This window comes from Pseudomonas fluorescens, assembly GCF_902498065.1.
GTDB lineage: Bacteria > Pseudomonadota > Gammaproteobacteria > Pseudomonadales > Pseudomonadaceae > Aquipseudomonas > Aquipseudomonas fluorescens_BJ.
In genome coordinates this window covers 315,536-331,742 of record NZ_CABVIR010000004.1, presented here as the reverse complement: position 1 = coordinate 331,742, position 16,207 = coordinate 315,536, and the positions used below count along the sequence as shown (strand labels likewise).

Annotated in this window: 14 protein-coding genes; 6 read left to right on the top strand and 8 right to left on the bottom strand. The window is 61.2% G+C overall.

Annotated elements, in window-relative coordinates; all coding sequences use genetic code 11:
- Window positions 1-27 precede the first annotated feature (27 nt).
- A complete protein-coding gene (locus F8N43_RS17440; protein ID WP_150633233.1) occupies window positions 28-963 on the bottom strand; it encodes an iron-sulfur-binding ferredoxin reductase in 936 nt (311 codons plus the stop codon).
- Entirely contained in the window at window positions 956-2,062 is a 1,107-nt protein-coding gene (locus F8N43_RS17435) for a sensor domain-containing diguanylate cyclase (RefSeq protein ID WP_150639445.1), read from the bottom strand. Before F8N43_RS17435 ends, F8N43_RS17440 begins: the two co-directional genes overlap by 8 nt.
- Before the next feature lie 414 nt (window positions 2,063-2,476).
- Between F8N43_RS17435 and F8N43_RS17430 the strand changes: the two genes are divergently transcribed.
- The 5 genes from F8N43_RS17430 (at window position 2,477) to F8N43_RS17410 (ending at window position 9,691) form a co-directional block, all read left to right on the top strand.
- On the top strand, window positions 2,477-4,000 hold the full coding sequence (locus F8N43_RS17430; RefSeq protein WP_150633235.1) for a fumarate hydratase: 1,524 nt from the start codon (window positions 2,477-2,479) through the stop codon (window positions 3,998-4,000).
- Between the two features lie 106 nt (window positions 4,001-4,106).
- Window positions 4,107-5,873, top strand: a complete 1,767-nt coding sequence (locus F8N43_RS17425) for a sensor histidine kinase (RefSeq protein WP_150654085.1) — start codon at window positions 4,107-4,109, stop codon at window positions 5,871-5,873.
- Entirely contained in the window at window positions 5,867-7,201 is a 1,335-nt protein-coding gene (locus F8N43_RS17420) for a sigma-54-dependent transcriptional regulator (protein ID WP_150633237.1), read from the top strand. The genes F8N43_RS17425 and F8N43_RS17420 overlap by 7 nt, the downstream gene beginning before the upstream one ends.
- Before the next feature lie 298 nt (window positions 7,202-7,499).
- Window positions 7,500-8,822: an MFS transporter gene (locus F8N43_RS17415; RefSeq protein WP_150631149.1), complete on the top strand. Its 1,323-nt coding sequence runs from the start codon at window positions 7,500-7,502 to the stop codon at window positions 8,820-8,822.
- A gap of 239 nt (window positions 8,823-9,061) precedes the next feature.
- The gene (locus F8N43_RS17410; RefSeq protein ID WP_150631150.1) at window positions 9,062-9,691 is read left to right on the top strand and encodes a flavin reductase family protein; all 630 of its coding nucleotides are present in this window, start codon (window positions 9,062-9,064) and stop codon (window positions 9,689-9,691) included.
- On the opposite strand, the gene F8N43_RS17405 is transcribed toward F8N43_RS17410, so the two are convergent.
- On the bottom strand, window positions 9,692-9,922 hold the full coding sequence (locus F8N43_RS17405; protein WP_150639448.1) for a hypothetical protein: 231 nt from the start codon (window positions 9,920-9,922) through the stop codon (window positions 9,692-9,694). It abuts the gene before it with no gap.
- Between the two features lie 41 nt (window positions 9,923-9,963).
- Window positions 9,964-10,317 carry a putative quinol monooxygenase gene (locus F8N43_RS17400; RefSeq protein ID WP_150631152.1) on the bottom strand — a complete coding sequence of 118 codons (354 nt, stop codon included), beginning with the start codon at window positions 10,315-10,317 and terminating at the stop codon, window positions 9,964-9,966.
- Window positions 10,318-10,651: 334 nt separating this feature from the next.
- Here F8N43_RS17400 and F8N43_RS17395 point away from each other — a divergent pair, with 334 nt between their 5' ends.
- Window positions 10,652-11,581, top strand: a complete 930-nt coding sequence (locus F8N43_RS17395; RefSeq protein WP_150631153.1) for an AraC family transcriptional regulator — start codon at window positions 10,652-10,654, stop codon at window positions 11,579-11,581.
- A gap of 406 nt (window positions 11,582-11,987) precedes the next feature.
- On the opposite strand, the gene F8N43_RS17390 is transcribed toward F8N43_RS17395, so the two are convergent.
- The 4 genes from F8N43_RS17390 to F8N43_RS17375 all read right to left on the bottom strand — a co-directional run bounded on the left by F8N43_RS17390 (window position 11,988) and on the right by F8N43_RS17375 (window position 16,111).
- Complete coding sequence (locus F8N43_RS17390; RefSeq protein WP_150631154.1) at window positions 11,988-13,043, bottom strand: ABC transporter ATP-binding protein; 1,056 nt, start codon at window positions 13,041-13,043, stop codon at window positions 11,988-11,990.
- A 17-nt stretch (window positions 13,044-13,060) separates the two neighbouring features.
- On the bottom strand, window positions 13,061-13,909 hold the full coding sequence (locus F8N43_RS17385; protein ID WP_150631155.1) for an ABC transporter permease: 849 nt from the start codon (window positions 13,907-13,909) through the stop codon (window positions 13,061-13,063).
- Window positions 13,906-14,814: an ABC transporter permease gene (locus F8N43_RS17380; protein WP_150631156.1), complete on the bottom strand. Its 909-nt coding sequence runs from the start codon at window positions 14,812-14,814 to the stop codon at window positions 13,906-13,908. The genes F8N43_RS17385 and F8N43_RS17380 overlap by 4 nt, the downstream gene beginning before the upstream one ends.
- Before the next feature lie 193 nt (window positions 14,815-15,007).
- The gene (locus F8N43_RS17375) at window positions 15,008-16,111 is read right to left on the bottom strand and encodes an extracellular solute-binding protein (protein WP_010457579.1); all 1,104 of its coding nucleotides are present in this window, start codon (window positions 16,109-16,111) and stop codon (window positions 15,008-15,010) included.
- Between the last annotated feature and the right edge of the window lie 96 nt (window positions 16,112-16,207).

Here is a 16,207-nt window from a genome sequence, read left to right as displayed (position 1 = left end):
TCGGTCTCGCGTCTGAGAAATCAGCGCTCAACCGCGGGGCAGGAAGACGTCGGCCAGCAGTTGATTGCGCGGCAGTCCCGCCAGGTACAGGCGCCGGGCGAAGGCATCGACGCTGTCGGGGGACCCGCAGAGTAAGGCCTGGGTTTGCCGGGAAACAAGCCGCAGTTGCGCCAAAGCCGCGGCCAACTCGGTCGGTGTCCACAGTTCGATGTTGAGGTTCGCACGACTGGCGGCCATGGCTTGCAGGGGTTTGGCCAGATAATGCTCATCGGCATCATGGGCCAGGTGAATAACGCGGATGACGCCCTGGTGATCCTGTCGCAGGGCTTCACGCAAGACGCCAAACAACGGGCCCAACCCGGTGCCGGCGGCCATCAGCCACAGTGGCCGGTTATGCCAGTCGGCGTCGTAATGCAGTGCGCCGCCGCGCAGTTCACCAAGACGCAACGAGTCGCCAATCTGCAACTGACGCGCGGCATCACTGAATGCGCCGGGCTGGCGACAATCCAGGTGAAACTCCAGAAAGCGGTCTTCTCCCGGCAGGCTGGCGAGTGAGTACGGCCGCGCCACGCTACCGGCCCACAGCACCAGATGCTGCCCGGCGCTGTAGCGCAACGGACGCTGAGGTGTCAGGCGCAAACGCAGCACATTGCTGCTCAACCAATCGACGGCGGCGACCTCGGCCGGTTGGCCGTCCTGTTGTGGGTCGAAGGCATGCACCTGCAAATCCTCGACCACCTGACACTGGCACGCCAGACGCCAGCCTTGCTGACGCTGCTCTGCACTCAAGGCATCGGGGCGGCTGTCATTCGGCAATCCTTGCGTGCATTGCACCAGGCACGCATGACAACTGCCGGCGCGGCAACTGTAGGGAACGGACACGCCGTTTTGATTCAACGCATCAAGCAGGTTGCTGCCCGCTGCTACCGACCATTGCCGATCGCCGACCCGCAATTCAGGCATCGGCGTTCTCCCACGCCGCCGCGCAACGATTGCGGCCGTCGCGTTTGGCGCGATAGAGCGCCTGATCGGCACGCTGCAAGGCATCGTCGAGATCGTCACCCAGTTCCAACAGTGTCATGCCCGCCGACAGGCTGATATTGCCGACCTTCAGGCCGATCAACTCGACATCAGTGAAGGCAATCCGTAGCCGCTCGCAACAGGACGTCAGGCGTTCGGCGCTGCAATCGGGTAGCAGCACCACGAACTCTTCGCCACCATAACGGGCCAGCACGTCACCCTCACGCAGACAGGCATTGGCCACACCGGCGAAAGCTTGCAGCACCTGATCGCCGGCAGCGTGGCCGTGCACATCGTTGATGCGTTTGAAATGGTCGAGGTCGATCAGCGCCAGGCCATGCACCACGCCGAGCTCCATGGTGTTGAGCTCGCGGGAGGCCAGGCGCAGGAAATGCCGGCGGTTGAACAATCCTGTCAATTCGTCGGTAGCCACCAGGTCTTCGAGCTGACGCATCATTCCGCGCAGGGTGTCTTGATGCGCCTGCAAGGCGAACCGGCGCTGACGCATCCGCTGGCGCGAGGCCTGGACATGTCGGGCATAAAGCTCCAGCCACACCAGTACGATAAACAGTACGCACACCTGCAACGCGGCCAGCGCCGGGTCGGCCAACTGGAAGTGGTAGCCCTCCCACAGCGTGATCGCACTGAAGCTGAAAAACACCATCAACGCGCATCGAGCAAAGGCCCGGCGCGACAGGTGAAACAGCCCGAACAACAGAATCAGCACGTAGAACACCAGGAACGCGCCACGGGCTTCGTCCAGATGGGCGATCAGCCACGTCTGCCAAGTCAGCCCCAGCAACACTTGCGCTTCGGTCAGGCTCGGGTCGGAAAACCGCAGGTTGCAGCCGCTGTAAAACACCGCGAACAGCGCCGCCTGGCTGATGACCACCAGCGCGCTGCCAACGGCGACGCTGGCCAGGGGTTGATCGTAATGACCGGTGAAAAACGCCAGCCACAGCAGCATTAGAGCCAAGGCGTAGGTGCCGGCCGCAAGGGCAAAACGTTTGAGCAAAAGGCGCTGGATAGCGTTATGGGTCAATCGTTGACTCACCGTGCGAAAGGAGGCTGACCGAGTGTCTTACTCTACAGACCGAATGCCACTGTAGTGACGTGTTTGATAAATGACCATTCAATTTTCAGAGCGAAAAACTGGCGTCAATGCGATGACCGACTGAACGCTAATTTGCGCACGATCCTTTGTGTCTGGGCTTGCTCGCGAATACGGCTCCTACAGGGGAACGCGCTCGCCGACTCAATCCGTATCAACGACCTATGCGACCAACGATTGACTGCCGGCGCGTGTACCCGGGACCGAGGCGCGTTATACTGCCGCGCCTTTTTAGCGTCGCGCCAGCATGCCCGGCGTGCCTTGTAAAGGTGCTTGCAACCGACCGATGCACCCAAGCTGCAAGCACCTTATTGAATGTTCCCGTCTTTTAGAGGAGCGCGACTCATGACCGTGATCAAGCAAGACGACCTGATTCAGAGCGTTGCCGACGCCCTGCAGTTCATTTCCTATTACCACCCCGTGGATTTCATCCAGGCGATGCACGAAGCCTACCTGCGCGAAGAATCGCCAGCGGCCCGTGATTCGATGGCGCAAATTCTGATCAACTCGCGCATGTGTGCCACCGGCCACCGCCCGATCTGCCAGGACACCGGCATCGTCACCGTGTTCGTCCGCGTGGGCATGGACGTGCGTTGGGATGGCGCCACCATGGGCCTGGACGACATGATCAACGAAGGCGTGCGCCGGGCTTACAACCTGCCGGAAAACGTCCTGCGTGCCTCGATCCTCGCCGACCCGGCGGGCGCTCGTAAAAACACCAAGGACAACACCCCGGCCGTTATCCACTACTCCATCGTTCCGGGTAACACCGTGGAAGTGGACGTGGCGGCCAAGGGCGGCGGCTCCGAGAACAAGTCGAAGATGGCCATGCTCAACCCGTCCGACTCGATCGTCGACTGGGTACTGAAGACCGTTCCGGAAATGGGCGCCGGCTGGTGCCCACCGGGCATGCTCGGCATCGGCATCGGCGGCACCGCCGAGAAAGCCGCGGTCATGGCCAAGGAAGTGTTGATGGAATCCATCGACATTCACGAGCTGAAGAAGCGCGGCCCGTCCAACCGTATCGAAGAGATGCGCCTGGAGCTGTTCGAGAAGGTCAACCAACTGGGCATCGGCGCCCAGGGTCTGGGTGGCCTGACCACCGTGCTCGACGTGAAGATCATGGATTACCCGACCCACGCCGCTTCGTTGCCGGTGTGCATGATCCCGAACTGCGCCGCCACCCGTCACGCGCACTTCGTGCTCGACGGCTCCGGCCCGGCCTCGCTGGAAGCGCCACCGCTGGATGCCTACCCGGAAATCGTCTGGGAAGCCGGCCCGTCGGCCCGTCGCGTCAACCTCGACACCCTGACCCCGGAAGACGTGCAAAGCTGGAAGCCGGGCGAAACCGTCCTGCTCAACGGCAAGATGCTCACCGGTCGCGACGCTGCGCACAAGCGCATGGTCGAGATGCTGAACAAGGGCGAAACCCTGCCGGTGGACCTCAAAGGTCGCTTCATCTACTACGTCGGCCCGGTTGATCCGGTGCGCGAAGAAGTCGTTGGGCCAGCCGGTCCGACCACTGCAACGCGGATGGACAAGTTCACCCGTCAGATCCTCGAACAAACCGGCCTGCTGGGCATGATCGGCAAATCCGAGCGCGGCCCGACCGCAATCGATGCGATCAAGGACCACAAGGCCGTTTACCTGATGGCAGTCGGCGGCGCGGCTTACCTGGTGGCGCAAGCGATCAAGAAATCCCGCGTAGTGGCTTTCGCCGAACTGGGCATGGAAGCGATCTACGAGTTCGACGTGAAAGACATGCCGGTGACCGTTGCCGTTGATAGCAAGGGTGAATCGGTACACATCACCGGTCCTGCCATCTGGCAGAAAAAGATCAGTGAAAGTCTGGCGGTAGAAGTGCAGTAAGCGCTTCGACTGACAAAGAAAAAGGCGACAGGAGCAGGCTCCTGTCGCCTTTTTTGTGGCTCATGTTATGGTGCGCCCCCTCCGTACACATTGTGTAACGCCCAGCATGTTTGAGACCTCTCGCACCCTGCGTCTGACGCTGTACACCTTTCTTATCCTTGCCGGTGCAGCCCTCGCCGCCACCCTGGCCATGCGTCACGCCGAGCGCCAGGCGCTGGTCGAAGACGCGGCGCGCGCCAATCAGCAATTGGGTTTGTACGCCGCCTCTCTGCACACCCTGATCGATCGCTACCGCGCCCTGCCCGCCGTTCTCGCCCTTGACCCGCAATTGCGTTCGGCGCTCACCGGGCCGGTCACCGCCGAACAGCAGGACGCGTTGAACCGCAAACTGGAAAAGATCAACGGCGCGGCCGAGTCCTCGACGCTGGAACTGCTCGACCACACCGGCCTCGCCGTGGCGGCGAGCAACTGGCGTTTGCCCAGCAGTTACGTCGGCCACAACTACGGTTTTCGCCCCTACTTCAGCCAGACCCGCACCCAGGGCACCGGGCGCTTTTATGCGGTGGGCGTGACCAGCGGGATTCCCGGTTACTTCCTGTCCAGCGCCGTCACCGATGACGATGGCCGGTTTCTCGGTGCGATGGTGGTGAAACTCGAGTTTCCCGAACTGGAGCGCGAATGGCGTCAGGGCAGCGACACGCTGCTGGTCAGTGACGCCCGCGGGATCATCTTCATCGCCAATCAGCCGGGCTGGCGCTATCGCCAGTTGAAACCGCTGAGTGACAGCGACCTCGCTGAACTCAAGGCCACCCGCCAATATGACAAGCAGCCGCTGACGCTGCTCGGCTATCAATCGCTGCGGCGCTTTGACGACAACAGTGAACTGACGCGGGTCGATGGCCCGGACGGTAAAGCGGATTACTTGTGGGAGTCCTTGCCGCTGGCCGCCGAGGGCTGGACGCTGCACCTGCTGCGGCGTCCGCAAGTGGCGCTTGAAGACCGTCGAAACGCCGCGCTCGCCGCTGCCGGGTTGTGGCTGACGCTGGTGTTTCTGCTGCTGTTCCTCAACCAGCGCTGGCGTCTGGCGAAGATGCGCCAGCGCAGTCGCGAAGAACTCGAACAACTGGTGGAAGAACGCACCCGCGACCTGCGCACGGCGCAGGACGGTCTGGTGCAATCGGCCAAACTGGCCGCCCTCGGCCAGATGTCGGCGGCACTGGCCCATGAAATCAATCAACCGTTGACCGCCCAGCGCATGCAACTGGCCACGCTGCGGCTGTTGCTCGATCACGGCCGGGTCGACGACGCCTACAAGGCACTGAAACCGGTGGATGACATGCTGACGCGCATGGCCGCCCTCACCGGCCACCTGAAAACCTTCGCCCGCAAAAGCCCCAGCGGCTTGCGCGAACGCCTGGACCTGGCTTCGGTGGTGGACCAATCGTTACAACTGCTCGACACGCGCCTGCGCGATGAACAGGTCAGCACCGTGCTGCACCTGACGCGCCCGGCCTGGGTGCGGGGGGATGCGATTCGTCTGGAACAGGTGCTGATCAACCTGCTGCGCAATGCCCTGGATGCGATGCAGGACAAACCCTGCAAACGTCTGGAAATCCGCCTCGAAGCCGACGAACAACTGTGGCGCCTGAGCGTCATCGACAACGGCGGCGGCATCGCCGAAGAGAATCTGCCGAAGGTCTTTGATCCGTTTTTCACCACCAAACCGGTGGGCGATGGCCTGGGCATCGGTCTGGCCGTATCCTTTGCCATCGTTCACGAATCGGGCGGCCGCCTGAGTGCCGACAACCACGACAACGGCGCGGTGTTCACCCTCACCCTGCCCATCGATCCGGAGGCGCCCGGCGCATGCTGAATTCAGTGATGGTGGTCGACGACGAAAGCAGCATCCGCAGCGCCGTCGAGCAATGGCTGAGCCTGTCGGGTTTCGAGGTGCAGCTGTTCAGCCGCGCCGATGAATGCCTGGCGCAGCTACCGAAGCATTTTCCCGGGGTGATCCTCAGCGACGTGCGCATGCCTGGCATGACCGGGCTGGAACTGCTCGCCGAAGTGCAGCGCCGCGATGCCGACTTGCCGGTGATTCTGCTGACCGGGCACGGCGACGTGCCGATGGCGGTCGATGCGATGCGCGATGGCGCCTACGATTTCCTCGAAAAACCCTTCAGCCCGGAAACCCTGCTCGGCAGCCTGCGCCGTGCGCTGGACAAGCGCCGGCTGGTGTTGGAAAACCGCGCGTTGCACGAACAGGCCGATAACCGCGCCAAACTCGACGCGACGTTGCTCGGCGTGTCCCGTGGCCTGCAGACCCTGCGCCGGCAGGTGCTGGATCTGGCGGCATTGCCGGTGAACGTGTTGATTCGCGGTGAAACCGGCAGCGGCAAGGAGCTGGTCGCCCGTTGCCTGCACGACTTCGGCCCGCGTGCCGACAAGCCGTTTGTCGCGCTCAACTGCGCGGCGATCCCCGAGCAGTTGTTCGAGGCTGAGCTATTCGGGCACGAGAGCGGCGCGTTCACCGGCGCGCAGGGCAAGCGCATCGGCAAGCTCGAATACGCCGATGGCGGCACGCTGTTTCTCGATGAAATCGAAAGCATGCCGCTGGCCCAGCAAGTGAAATTGTTGCGGGTGCTGCAGGAGCAGAAGCTGGAGCGGTTGGGTTCCAATCAGAGCATTCGCGTGGATTTGCGGATCATCGCTGCGACCAAACCCGATCTGCTGGATGAGGCCCGGGCCGGACGGTTTCGTGAGGATCTGGCCTATCGGTTGAACGTCGCCGAATTGCGTTTGCCGCCGTTGCGTGAGCGTCGCGAAGACATTCCGCTGTTGTTCGAGTCGTTTGCGCAAAGCGCTGCCGAACGATTGGGGCGCACATTCCCGCCGCTGACCGGCCCGCAGTTGAGCCATTTGCTGAGCCATGACTGGCCGGGCAATGTGCGCGAACTGGCGAACGTGGCCGAGCGGCAGGTGTTGGGACTGGGTGAGCCGGAACCGGTCGGGATCGATCCAGGCCAGTCGCTGGCGGCGCAAGCGGAAGCGTTCGAAGCACATTGCCTGCGCGCGGCGCTGACCCGGCACAAGGGCGATGTAAAGGCAGTGCTTGAAGAGCTGCAACTGCCCCGTCGGACGTTCAATGAAAAGATGCAGCGGCATGGGCTCACGCGGGAGATGTTCCTGCAAGACAGCTGATTTTGCAGTGCCTGCACTGGCCTCATCGCGAGCAGGCTCGCTCCCACATTTTGAACGGTGTACGCGGGCCATTGTGGGAGCGAGCCTGCTCGCGATGAGGCCGGCACACACAACACAAACTCCAAGTTCATAAGCGATTTTTCGCTCACACTCAATTTCCGATAAGCGGATTTCCGCTCACTCAAGCGTCAACCCCCCTCTAAACCGGCCCTCTCTCGATTGGCACACCTCCTGCTATAGCCCCCTCAGGCTGCGTTTAAACGCGCTCCACAAAAACAATTAAACGAAGGATCCTTCAATGGATAACTCCAACGCCCTGCCCCTTGGGTCGGCTGCCGTGCCGGCCAAAGAAAGAACCACCGCCAGTCGCATCAAATCGATCTTCAGCGGTTCGGTCGGCAACATGGTCGAGTGGTACGACTGGTACGTCTACGCCGCCTTCTCGCTGTACTTCGCCAAAGCCTTTTTCCCGAAAGGCGACACCACTGCACAACTGCTCAACACCGCTGCGATCTTCGCCGTGGGCTTCCTCATGCGTCCGATCGGTGGCTGGCTGATGGGCCTCTACGCCGACAAGGCCGGTCGCAAGAAAGCGCTCATGGCTTCGGTGTACCTGATGTGTTTCGGCTCGCTGGTGATCGCCCTGAGCCCGGGGTATGAAACCATTGGCATCGGCGCGCCGATCCTGCTGATTTTCGCGCGTCTGCTGCAAGGCCTGTCGGTCGGTGGCGAGTACGGCACCTCGGCCACCTACCTCAGCGAGATGGCGACCAAGGACCGTCGCGGTTTCTTCTCCAGCTTCCAGTACGTGACCCTGATCTCCGGCCAGCTCATCGCGCTGGGCGTGCTGATCGTGCTGCAAAACTTCCTGACCACCGAAGAGCTGTATGCCTGGGGCTGGCGCATCCCGTTCGCCATCGGCGCACTGTGTGCCGTGGTCGCGCTGTACTTGCGTCGCGGCATGGAAGAGACCGAGTCGTTCACCAAGGTCAAGAAAGAGAAAAAAGAAAGCGCCATGCGCACGCTGATGCGCCATCCCAAGGAACTGATGACCGTGGTCGGCCTGACCATGGGCGGCACCCTGGCGTTCTACACCTACACCACGTACATGCAGAAATACCTGGTGAACACCGTCGGCATGAGCATCTCCGACTCCACCACCATTTCCGCTGCCACGCTGTTCCTGTTCATGTGCCTGCAACCGATCATCGGCGGGCTGTCGGATAAAGTCGGTCGTCGGCCGATCCTGATTGCCTTCGGTGTCCTCGGCACCCTGTTCACCGTGCCGATCCTCACCACCCTGCACACCATCCAGAGCTGGTGGGGCGCGTTCTTCCTGATCATGGCGGCGCTGATCATCGTCAGCGGTTACACCTCGATCAACGCGGTGGTGAAAGCCGAGCTGTTCCCGACCGAGATCCGTGCGCTGGGCGTTGGCTTGCCCTATGCCCTGACCGTGTCGATCTTCGGCGGTACCGCTGAATACATCGCGCTGTGGTTCAAGAGCATCGGCATGGAAACCGGTTACTACTGGTATGTCACCGCGTGTATTGCCGTGTCGTTGCTGGTGTACATCACCATGAAAGACACCCGCAAACATTCGCGGATCGAGACGGACTGAGTTCGTTAGCGCCACAAAAATAGGGGCAGACCTTAACGGGTCTGCCCCTTTTGTTTACTACCGACACAAAACCCTGTGGGAGCGAGCCTGCTCGCGATAGCGGTGTATCAGATACAAATTGGCTGACTGACACACCGCTATCGCGAGCAGGCTCGCTCCCACATTTGAATCTCATCGCTGGAAATTATCCGTTCGTCCTTGCACCATGACTGCCTCCCGATCCTCCCGGAATATATGCCATGCCCGACGACATCCACTTCTACGAACCCGCCAACGGCCACGGCCTGCCCCATGACCCGTTCAACGCGATCGTCGGCCCGCGCCCCATCGGCTGGATTTCCTCCCAGGATGCCAACGGTCGCCTGAATCTGGCGCCGTACAGTTTCTTCAACGCCTTCAATTACATTCCGCCGATCATCGGGTTCTCCAGCGTCGGACGCAAAGACAGCCTGAACAACATCGAGCAGACCGGCGAGTTCGCCTGGAACCTGGCGACCCGGCCGCTGGCCGAGCAGATGAACCAGAGCTGTGCGATGGTCGCGCCGGAAATCAACGAGTTCGAGTTGTCAGGGCTGACGCCCGTTGCGTCGAAAATCATTCAGGTGCCACGGGTTGCAGAAAGCCCGGTGTCCTTCGAGTGCAAGGTCACGCAGATCATTCAGTTGCAACGCGCCGACGGCAACGTGGTGCCGAGCTGGCTGATTCTCGGCGAAGTGGTCGCCGTGCACATCGCCAAATGGCTGTTGAAGGACGGGGTGTACGACACCGCCGCGGCAGAACCGATTCTGCGCGGTGGCGGGCCAGCGGATTACTTTCAGCTGGGCCCGGAAGCCTTGTTCAAGATGTTCCGCCCGGGGGCGGTCAAGTAATTACCAGATCAGCTCGCCGTCTTCGCCGACGCCCTTGAGGTGCGTCAGTTTCAGGGCGGCAGCCTCGTCCGCTTCTTTGGCGGTCTTGAAGGTCTGGTCTTCCAGCAATTTGTTGAAGCGCGGTGCGCCCGAGCCACCGATGGCTTTGGTGGCAATCGCCGCGTAGTAACCGCCTTCGCGGGGCACTACAGCGGATACGGCTTCGAAGGTGTCAAAGGCTTTGCGTGCCATGTCGCGGATCCTGGCTGATTGAGAGTTGCGCCATTAAACCCTCAACCCGCGAGTTTGTGTACCCACGACCGGGACTGCCCCAACGCCTGGGTCGCCGACACCTCCTTGAACGTATGAAAATCCAGACTGTTGACCACCAGTTCCTGCACCAGCTCGGCGAAAATCTCCATTGCCGGCGTGCTGAAATAAGCAATCATCGCTTGCTGATGGGTCCAGAAACCGGAGACCAGCCACAACTCCGGATCGCACTGTGAATGCTGCAAGGAAAAACTCAGGCAGCCAGGCGCGGCGCGCGACGGCTCGATCAAGGCGCTGAGGCGCGCACCGAGTTCCGCCGAACGCCCGGCGCGGGCCCGGACGAAGGCCATATGACTGACGGGGATCTGCGTAGACATGTTCAACCCTCCCAGGTACTCGAGTGGCAGCCGTGGGACGGGCTGCGACAGGATCCAAGGTTAAGCGCCCGCACGCTGCCCCGTTAGTCGATTCCTGCCGGCTTGTTGCACAATCCTGCGAAGCTGCCTTCAGCGCCTGTAACAATGTGTAAAACCTGTAAGCGGGCTGAAACACGAGGTTCAAGCAAGTTTTCCTTGCGCGCAACTGCCATACCGGCCGACCTCTGCAACCCCGTGCAGAATCAGGCAAGCTTTTCGCAGGATGTGTCTACCGCCCTGCCTTGCACAAATTTAAGCTCTGCTCATTCCCACTGTTTCGCCGAGGATGCCCTGCATGTCGTCGCTCGATCACTTTCAAGCCCCGCCGGACGCCGACATGGAGAAGCAGCGCGCGGAACTGGCAGCCATCATCCGTCGCAACACCACAGAGGATGGCAATTATGCGACCGCCGTCGGCTCGCTGTTTTTGGGCAAACACAGCAAGTCCCATGACTTCGCCCCGGTGCTGGCACAACCGGCGTTGTGCATCATGGCGCAGGGGCGCAAAGAGGTCAGGTTGGCCGACGAATTCTTCAATTACGATCCACTGAATTACCTGGTGGTGTCGGTCTCCATGCCCCTGAGCGGGCGGATCGTGAACGTCACGTCTGAAGAACCGATCCTCTCGGTACGGCTGGACATTGACCCGGCGGAAATCACCGCGCTGATTGCCGACGCCGGCCCGCTCGGCGTACCAACCCGTCCGACCGGTCGTGGCTTATATGTCGAACGAATCGACACCGCGATGCTCGACGCGGTGCTGCGCCTGGCGCGTTTGCTGGACACGCCGAAAGACATTGCCATGCTCGCGCCGTTGATTCGTCGGGAGATTCTCTATCGGTTGTTGCGCAGTCAGCAGGGCTATCGGCTGTATGAAATTGCCATCGCCAACAGCCAGAGCCACCGCATCAGCCAGGCGATCAAATGGCTCAACGGCAATTACGAGCAGCCGCTACGCATCGATGATTTGGCCAAGGAAGTGAATTTGAGCGTGTCGACCTTGCATCACCGGTTCAAGGCGATGACGGCGATGAGCCCGTTGCAGTATCAGAAGCAACTGCGCTTGCAGGAAGCGCGGCGGTTGATGCTGGCGGAAGGATTGGAAGCATCGGCGGCGGGGTATCGTGTGGGGTATGAAAGCCCGTCGCAGTTCAGCCGTGAGTACAGCCGATTGTTCGGCGCGCCGCCGTTGCGGGATTTGGCGCGGTTGCGGTTGAGTGTCTGATTCAGCCTTGAGGGTGTAACTGATGGCCCCATCGCTGGCAGGCCAGCTCCCACAAGGATTGCGGGTGATCACACAATAAGTGACCACCGATAAACCTGTGGGAGCTGGCCTGCCAGCGATGAGGCCAGTAAGGCTATAAAAATTCAGGATCCGGCGCCGAGCACCCGACAAGCCTCCCACAAGGATTGCGGGTGATCACAAAATCGTGTGAACACCGATGAACCTGTGGGAGCTGGCCTGCCAGCGATGAGGCCAGGTCAGGCTGTAAAAATTCAGGATCAGGCGCCGAGCACCCGACAAGCCTCCCACAAGGATTGCGGGTGATCACAAAATCGTGTGACTACCGATGAACCTGTGGGAGCTGGCTTGCCAGCGATGGGGCCATTAAGGCCCACATCAATCCGGATCAGGCACCGAGTACGCGGCAAGCCTCGGCCGGCAATGTCACCGACACCGGGTTGCCAATGCTCAACCCAAAACCCTGACACGGCGTGCTCAGCGCCGTAAACGACACGCCCGAACACTCCACGGTCGTCTCGATCGTCGCGCCGATATCACGCACGAACGTCACGGTGCCCAGCAAGCGATTCCCCGCCGACGCCTGCGGCTGCGACAGTTGCAAGTCCTCAGGGCGGATCAGCATCTTGACCTTCTCCCCCGCCGCAATGCTCGTGCAGATCGGCACGTGCAGGGCATCCCCCCCCGGCAGGCTGACCTGGCCGTTACCGAGCGCGGTCGCCGGGAAGATGTTGCCCGAGCCAATAAAGTCCGCGACAAACTCGTTGGCCGGGTGGCGGTAAATCTCGATCGGCGTGCCCACCTGCTGCACACGATGCTCACCCAACACCACGACGATATCGGCCATGGTCATCGCTTCACGCTGGTCGTGGGTGACCATGATGGTGGTGATGTTCAGGCGTTGTTGCAGTTGACGAATCTCCACCTGCATCGACTCGCGCAGCTTGGCGTCCAGCGCCGACAGCGGCTCATCCAGCAGGAGGATTTTCGGGTGGTTGGCAATCGCCCGGGCAATCGCCACGCGCTGGCGTTGACCGCCAGACAGTTTCGCCACCGGGCGATCAATCATTTCCTGCAACTGAATCAGCTCCAGCAGCTCCACCACTCGCGCCTGTTGATCAGCCTTGCTGACCCCGCGCAGTTTCAGCGGGTAGGCGATGTTTTCCCCAACCGTCATGTGCGGAAACAGCGCCAACGATTGAAACACCATGCCGAAATTACGCTGATGCGCCGGGGTGTGGCCGATGTCTTCGCCGTCGAGGCGGATCTCGCCGCCGGTCAGGGTTTCAAGACCGGCGATCATCCGCAGCAAGGTGGTTTTACCGCAACCCGACGGGCCGAGGAAACACACCAGTTTGCCTTCCGGCAAATGCAGGTTCACATCCTTTACCGCGCAGGCCGAGCCGTAATGTTTCTCGACGTTTTCCAGAATCAGACCAGACATATGAATCACCTCAAGAATCAGAACGAAACGCCACCTTCACCGACCAGCTTCTCCAGCGCCCAGATCAGGACGAAGTCGATCAGCACGATCAGCACGGCAAACGAAAATACGGTGGGGTCGAGCGACGACACGGTGCGGCTGTACATCCAGATCGGCACGGTCATGACATCGATGGTGTAAAGGAAATAGGTCACGGTGAATTCGTTGAACGAGACGATGAACGCCAGCAGCATCCCCGCGAGAATCCCCGACTTCATCAGCGGCACCACCACATCGATGATCGCCCGCGTTGGCGAAGCACCGAGCATTTGCGCGGCCTCTTCGACTTCGCTGCCGATGGAGAGCATCGCCGCCGTGCAGTTTTTCACCACGAATGGCAGCGCCAGGATCACGTGGGCAATCACCAGCCGCGAAGTGGTCATCTGGAACGGCAGGCTGTCGAACACCAGCAGCAACGCCAGGCCCAACACCACCATCGGAAACACCAAGGGCAAAGACATAAGCTGCAGCGCCACCGCTTTGCCGCGGAACTCGCACCGGGTCAGCGCGTAAGCCGCCGGCACCGCGATGATGGTGGCGAAGACCATGGTCAGGCACGCGACCATCAGGCTGGTGGTCATGGCTTTGCCGAGGCTCAGCACATCGCTGGAATCCGGCGACACGAAGGTGTGCCAGGCGGCCTTGTACCATTGCAGGCTGTAGCTGCTCGGCGGGAAGTCGAGGTTCGACGCACCGCTGAACGACATGACGATCATGGTCAGGATCGGCAACACCGCCAGCAGCAAAATGAAGCCTGAGAGGATGCCGGCAAACTTGCCGGTTTCGCCGGGCAGCAGCCCATAACGTTTCTTGATCACAGAGCTCATTGCGAAGCCTCCAGCATGCGCCGACGACGGCCAGTGATGTATTCGGACAGGGTCATGATCGCGAGCGTGGTGACAATCAGCACCACACCGGCGGCGGACGCGGCGGGCCAGTTCATCAGCGGGGCGATCTGGTCATGGACCATCACCGCCAGCATCGGCACGCGCCGGCCACCGAGCAGCAACGGCACCACGAAGCTGCTGGCGTTGTAGGCGAAAACAAGGGTCGCGCCGGTGATGATCCCCGGAAAACTCATCGGCAGAACCACCTGGCGGAACACTTGAAAGCGACTGGCGCCGAGGGTGGCGGCGGCCTCTTCGTAAGTGCGGGCGACGCCGCGCATGGCGCTGGCAATCGGCAACACGGCCAACGGGAACGCGGTTTGCACCAGGCCCATCAACACGCCGTTCTGGTTGTACAGGAGCATGATCGGTCGCTTGATCAGGCCCAGGCCCATCAGGGCCTGATTGAGCATCCCGCCCGGGCCGAGAATCACCAGCCAGCCGTAGCTTTGCAGCAGCAGGTTGACCAGCAACGGCAGCAGCACCGCGGCGAGGAAGATCCTGCGCACAAACGGCGAAGTCAGGCGCGACATGGTGTAGGCCACCGGGATCGCCAGTACCACGGCGATCACTGCGCTGATCAGCGCCAGGCGCAAGGTCAGCAGCAAGGATTTGAGGTAATACGGTTCCAGCAACTGGGCGTAACTGGCCAGGCTGAACCCGGTCCATTCCGCGCCTTTGGTGCCGACGCTCATGCGCAGCACCAGCAGGCTGGCGGCAATCAGCACGCCGAGAAACAGCATCGACGGCGTGAGGAAAAACCAGGCGCGGGTCGTCGGCGAAACACCCCGATTGGCGCGCGATGCAGCGGCGGCGACCGGATGAGTCAGAGGTTGGTGTTCCATAGCAAGGGTCTCGTCAATGGAAAGCAGCTGGCAAACACAGGCTTTGAATCCACATCAGCCCCCTGTGGGAGCGAGCCTGCTCGCGATAGCAATCTGTCAGTCACATCAATGTGACAGGTAGGCCGTCATCGCGAGCAGGCTCGCTCCCACAGGGGATCTTCTGTGAGTTGAAGATCCTGTGTTCGCCACTCGATCAGGAAGAAAAGATTTCCGTGTAGCGACGAATCCATTGGTCATGCACGGAGGCCAGGAAGGCGTTGTCGTGCATGATCGCCTTCTCGGCAATCTGCTCAGGCGTGAGGATGTACGGGCTCTTGCGCGCTTCGGCAGAGATGATCGCCTTAGCGTTGACCGGGCCGTTGTAGATGTCTTCAGCCATCTTGCCCTGTACCAGCGGGTCCAGAGAGTGGTTGATGAAGGCGTAGGTCAGGTCGGTATCGCCCGGACGATTCTTCGGCATTACCGAGAGCATCAGGTCGGTGTAGAAACCTTCCTTCATGCCGAACGTGGCACCCAGGCCGTAGGCCGGATCGCGGATCTGCTTCGGGAAGAAGGCCGGAGCGTACAGGCCGCCCATGTCCAGGGAACCGGTGCGGAACAGCTCGGCGATCTGGTTCGGGTTTTCACCCAGGGTCACCACACGATCTTTCAGCTCGGCGAGTTTCTTGAAGCCTGGCTCGATGTTGTGCTCGTCACCACCGGCCAGTTTGGCGGCGATGATGATCAGGTCCATGGCCTCGGTCCAGTTCGGCGGCGGCAGGAAGATGTTCGGCGACAGCTCCGCGTCCCACAGGGCGGCGTAACTGTCCGGCGCTTCCTTGATGGTGCGAGTGCTGTAGACCAGGCTGTTGCACCAGAGCAGGTAACCGATCCCGTGGCCATTGGCCCCGGTGCGGTATTTCTCCGGGACATCGACCAGGTTGGGAATGCGGTTGAGGTCGGGTTTTTCCAGCAGGTTGGCGGCGGCCAGACCTTCGGCGCCGACGCCGGCCAGGGTGATGATGTCGTACTGCGGACGATCACCCGCGGCCTTGAGTTTAGCGACCATTTCCGAGGTGCTGCCGGTGCGGTCAGCGATGACCTTGCAGCCGTACTTGTCTTCGAAAGTCGCCGCAATGTTGCGCAGCGCAGCCAGGCCGGTGTCATCCGACCAGGTCAGCAAGCGCAGAGTCTTGCCCTGGAAACGGGTATCGCTGGCATTGGCCTTGACGAAGGGCAAGCTCATGGCCGCCGCTGCAACCGAAGCCACGCCCACGGTTTTGATAAATTGACGTCTGTTCAGATCATGCTCGCCCATTACGGACTCCCTTTGTTTTTGTAGGTATAAGGCAGGTCGAAACTGTTGCATCCGCGCGGCCGGACCAGCGTTATCCCTCGTATTTTCGGGGGTTTG

Bases quoted from the DNA above. Each gene is read 5' to 3' on its own strand.
- F8N43_RS17440 (WP_150633233.1), bottom strand. From the start codon at position 963: ATGCCTGAATTGCGGGTCGGCGATCGGCAATGGTCGGTAGCAGCGGGC.
- F8N43_RS17430 (WP_150633235.1), top strand. From the start codon at position 2,477: ATGACCGTGATCAAGCAAGACGACCTGATTCAGAGCGTTGCCGACGCC.
- F8N43_RS17425 (WP_150654085.1), top strand. From the start codon at position 4,107: ATGTTTGAGACCTCTCGCACCCTGCGTCTGACGCTGTACACCTTTCTT.
- F8N43_RS17420 (WP_150633237.1), top strand. From the start codon at position 5,867: ATGCTGAATTCAGTGATGGTGGTCGACGACGAAAGCAGCATCCGCAGC.
- F8N43_RS17415 (WP_150631149.1), top strand. From the start codon at position 7,500: ATGGATAACTCCAACGCCCTGCCCCTTGGGTCGGCTGCCGTGCCGGCC.
- F8N43_RS17410 (WP_150631150.1), top strand. From the start codon at position 9,062: ATGCCCGACGACATCCACTTCTACGAACCCGCCAACGGCCACGGCCTG.
- F8N43_RS17405 (WP_150639448.1), bottom strand. From the start codon at position 9,922: ATGGCACGCAAAGCCTTTGACACCTTCGAAGCCGTATCCGCTGTAGTG.
- F8N43_RS17400 (WP_150631152.1), bottom strand. From the start codon at position 10,317: ATGTCTACGCAGATCCCCGTCAGTCATATGGCCTTCGTCCGGGCCCGC.
- F8N43_RS17395 (WP_150631153.1), top strand. From the start codon at position 10,652: ATGTCGTCGCTCGATCACTTTCAAGCCCCGCCGGACGCCGACATGGAG.
- F8N43_RS17390 (WP_150631154.1), bottom strand. From the start codon at position 13,043: ATGTCTGGTCTGATTCTGGAAAACGTCGAGAAACATTACGGCTCGGCC.
- F8N43_RS17385 (WP_150631155.1), bottom strand. From the start codon at position 13,909: ATGAGCTCTGTGATCAAGAAACGTTATGGGCTGCTGCCCGGCGAAACC.
- F8N43_RS17380 (WP_150631156.1), bottom strand. From the start codon at position 14,814: ATGGAACACCAACCTCTGACTCATCCGGTCGCCGCCGCTGCATCGCGC.
- F8N43_RS17375 (WP_010457579.1), bottom strand. From the start codon at position 16,111: ATGGGCGAGCATGATCTGAACAGACGTCAATTTATCAAAACCGTGGGC.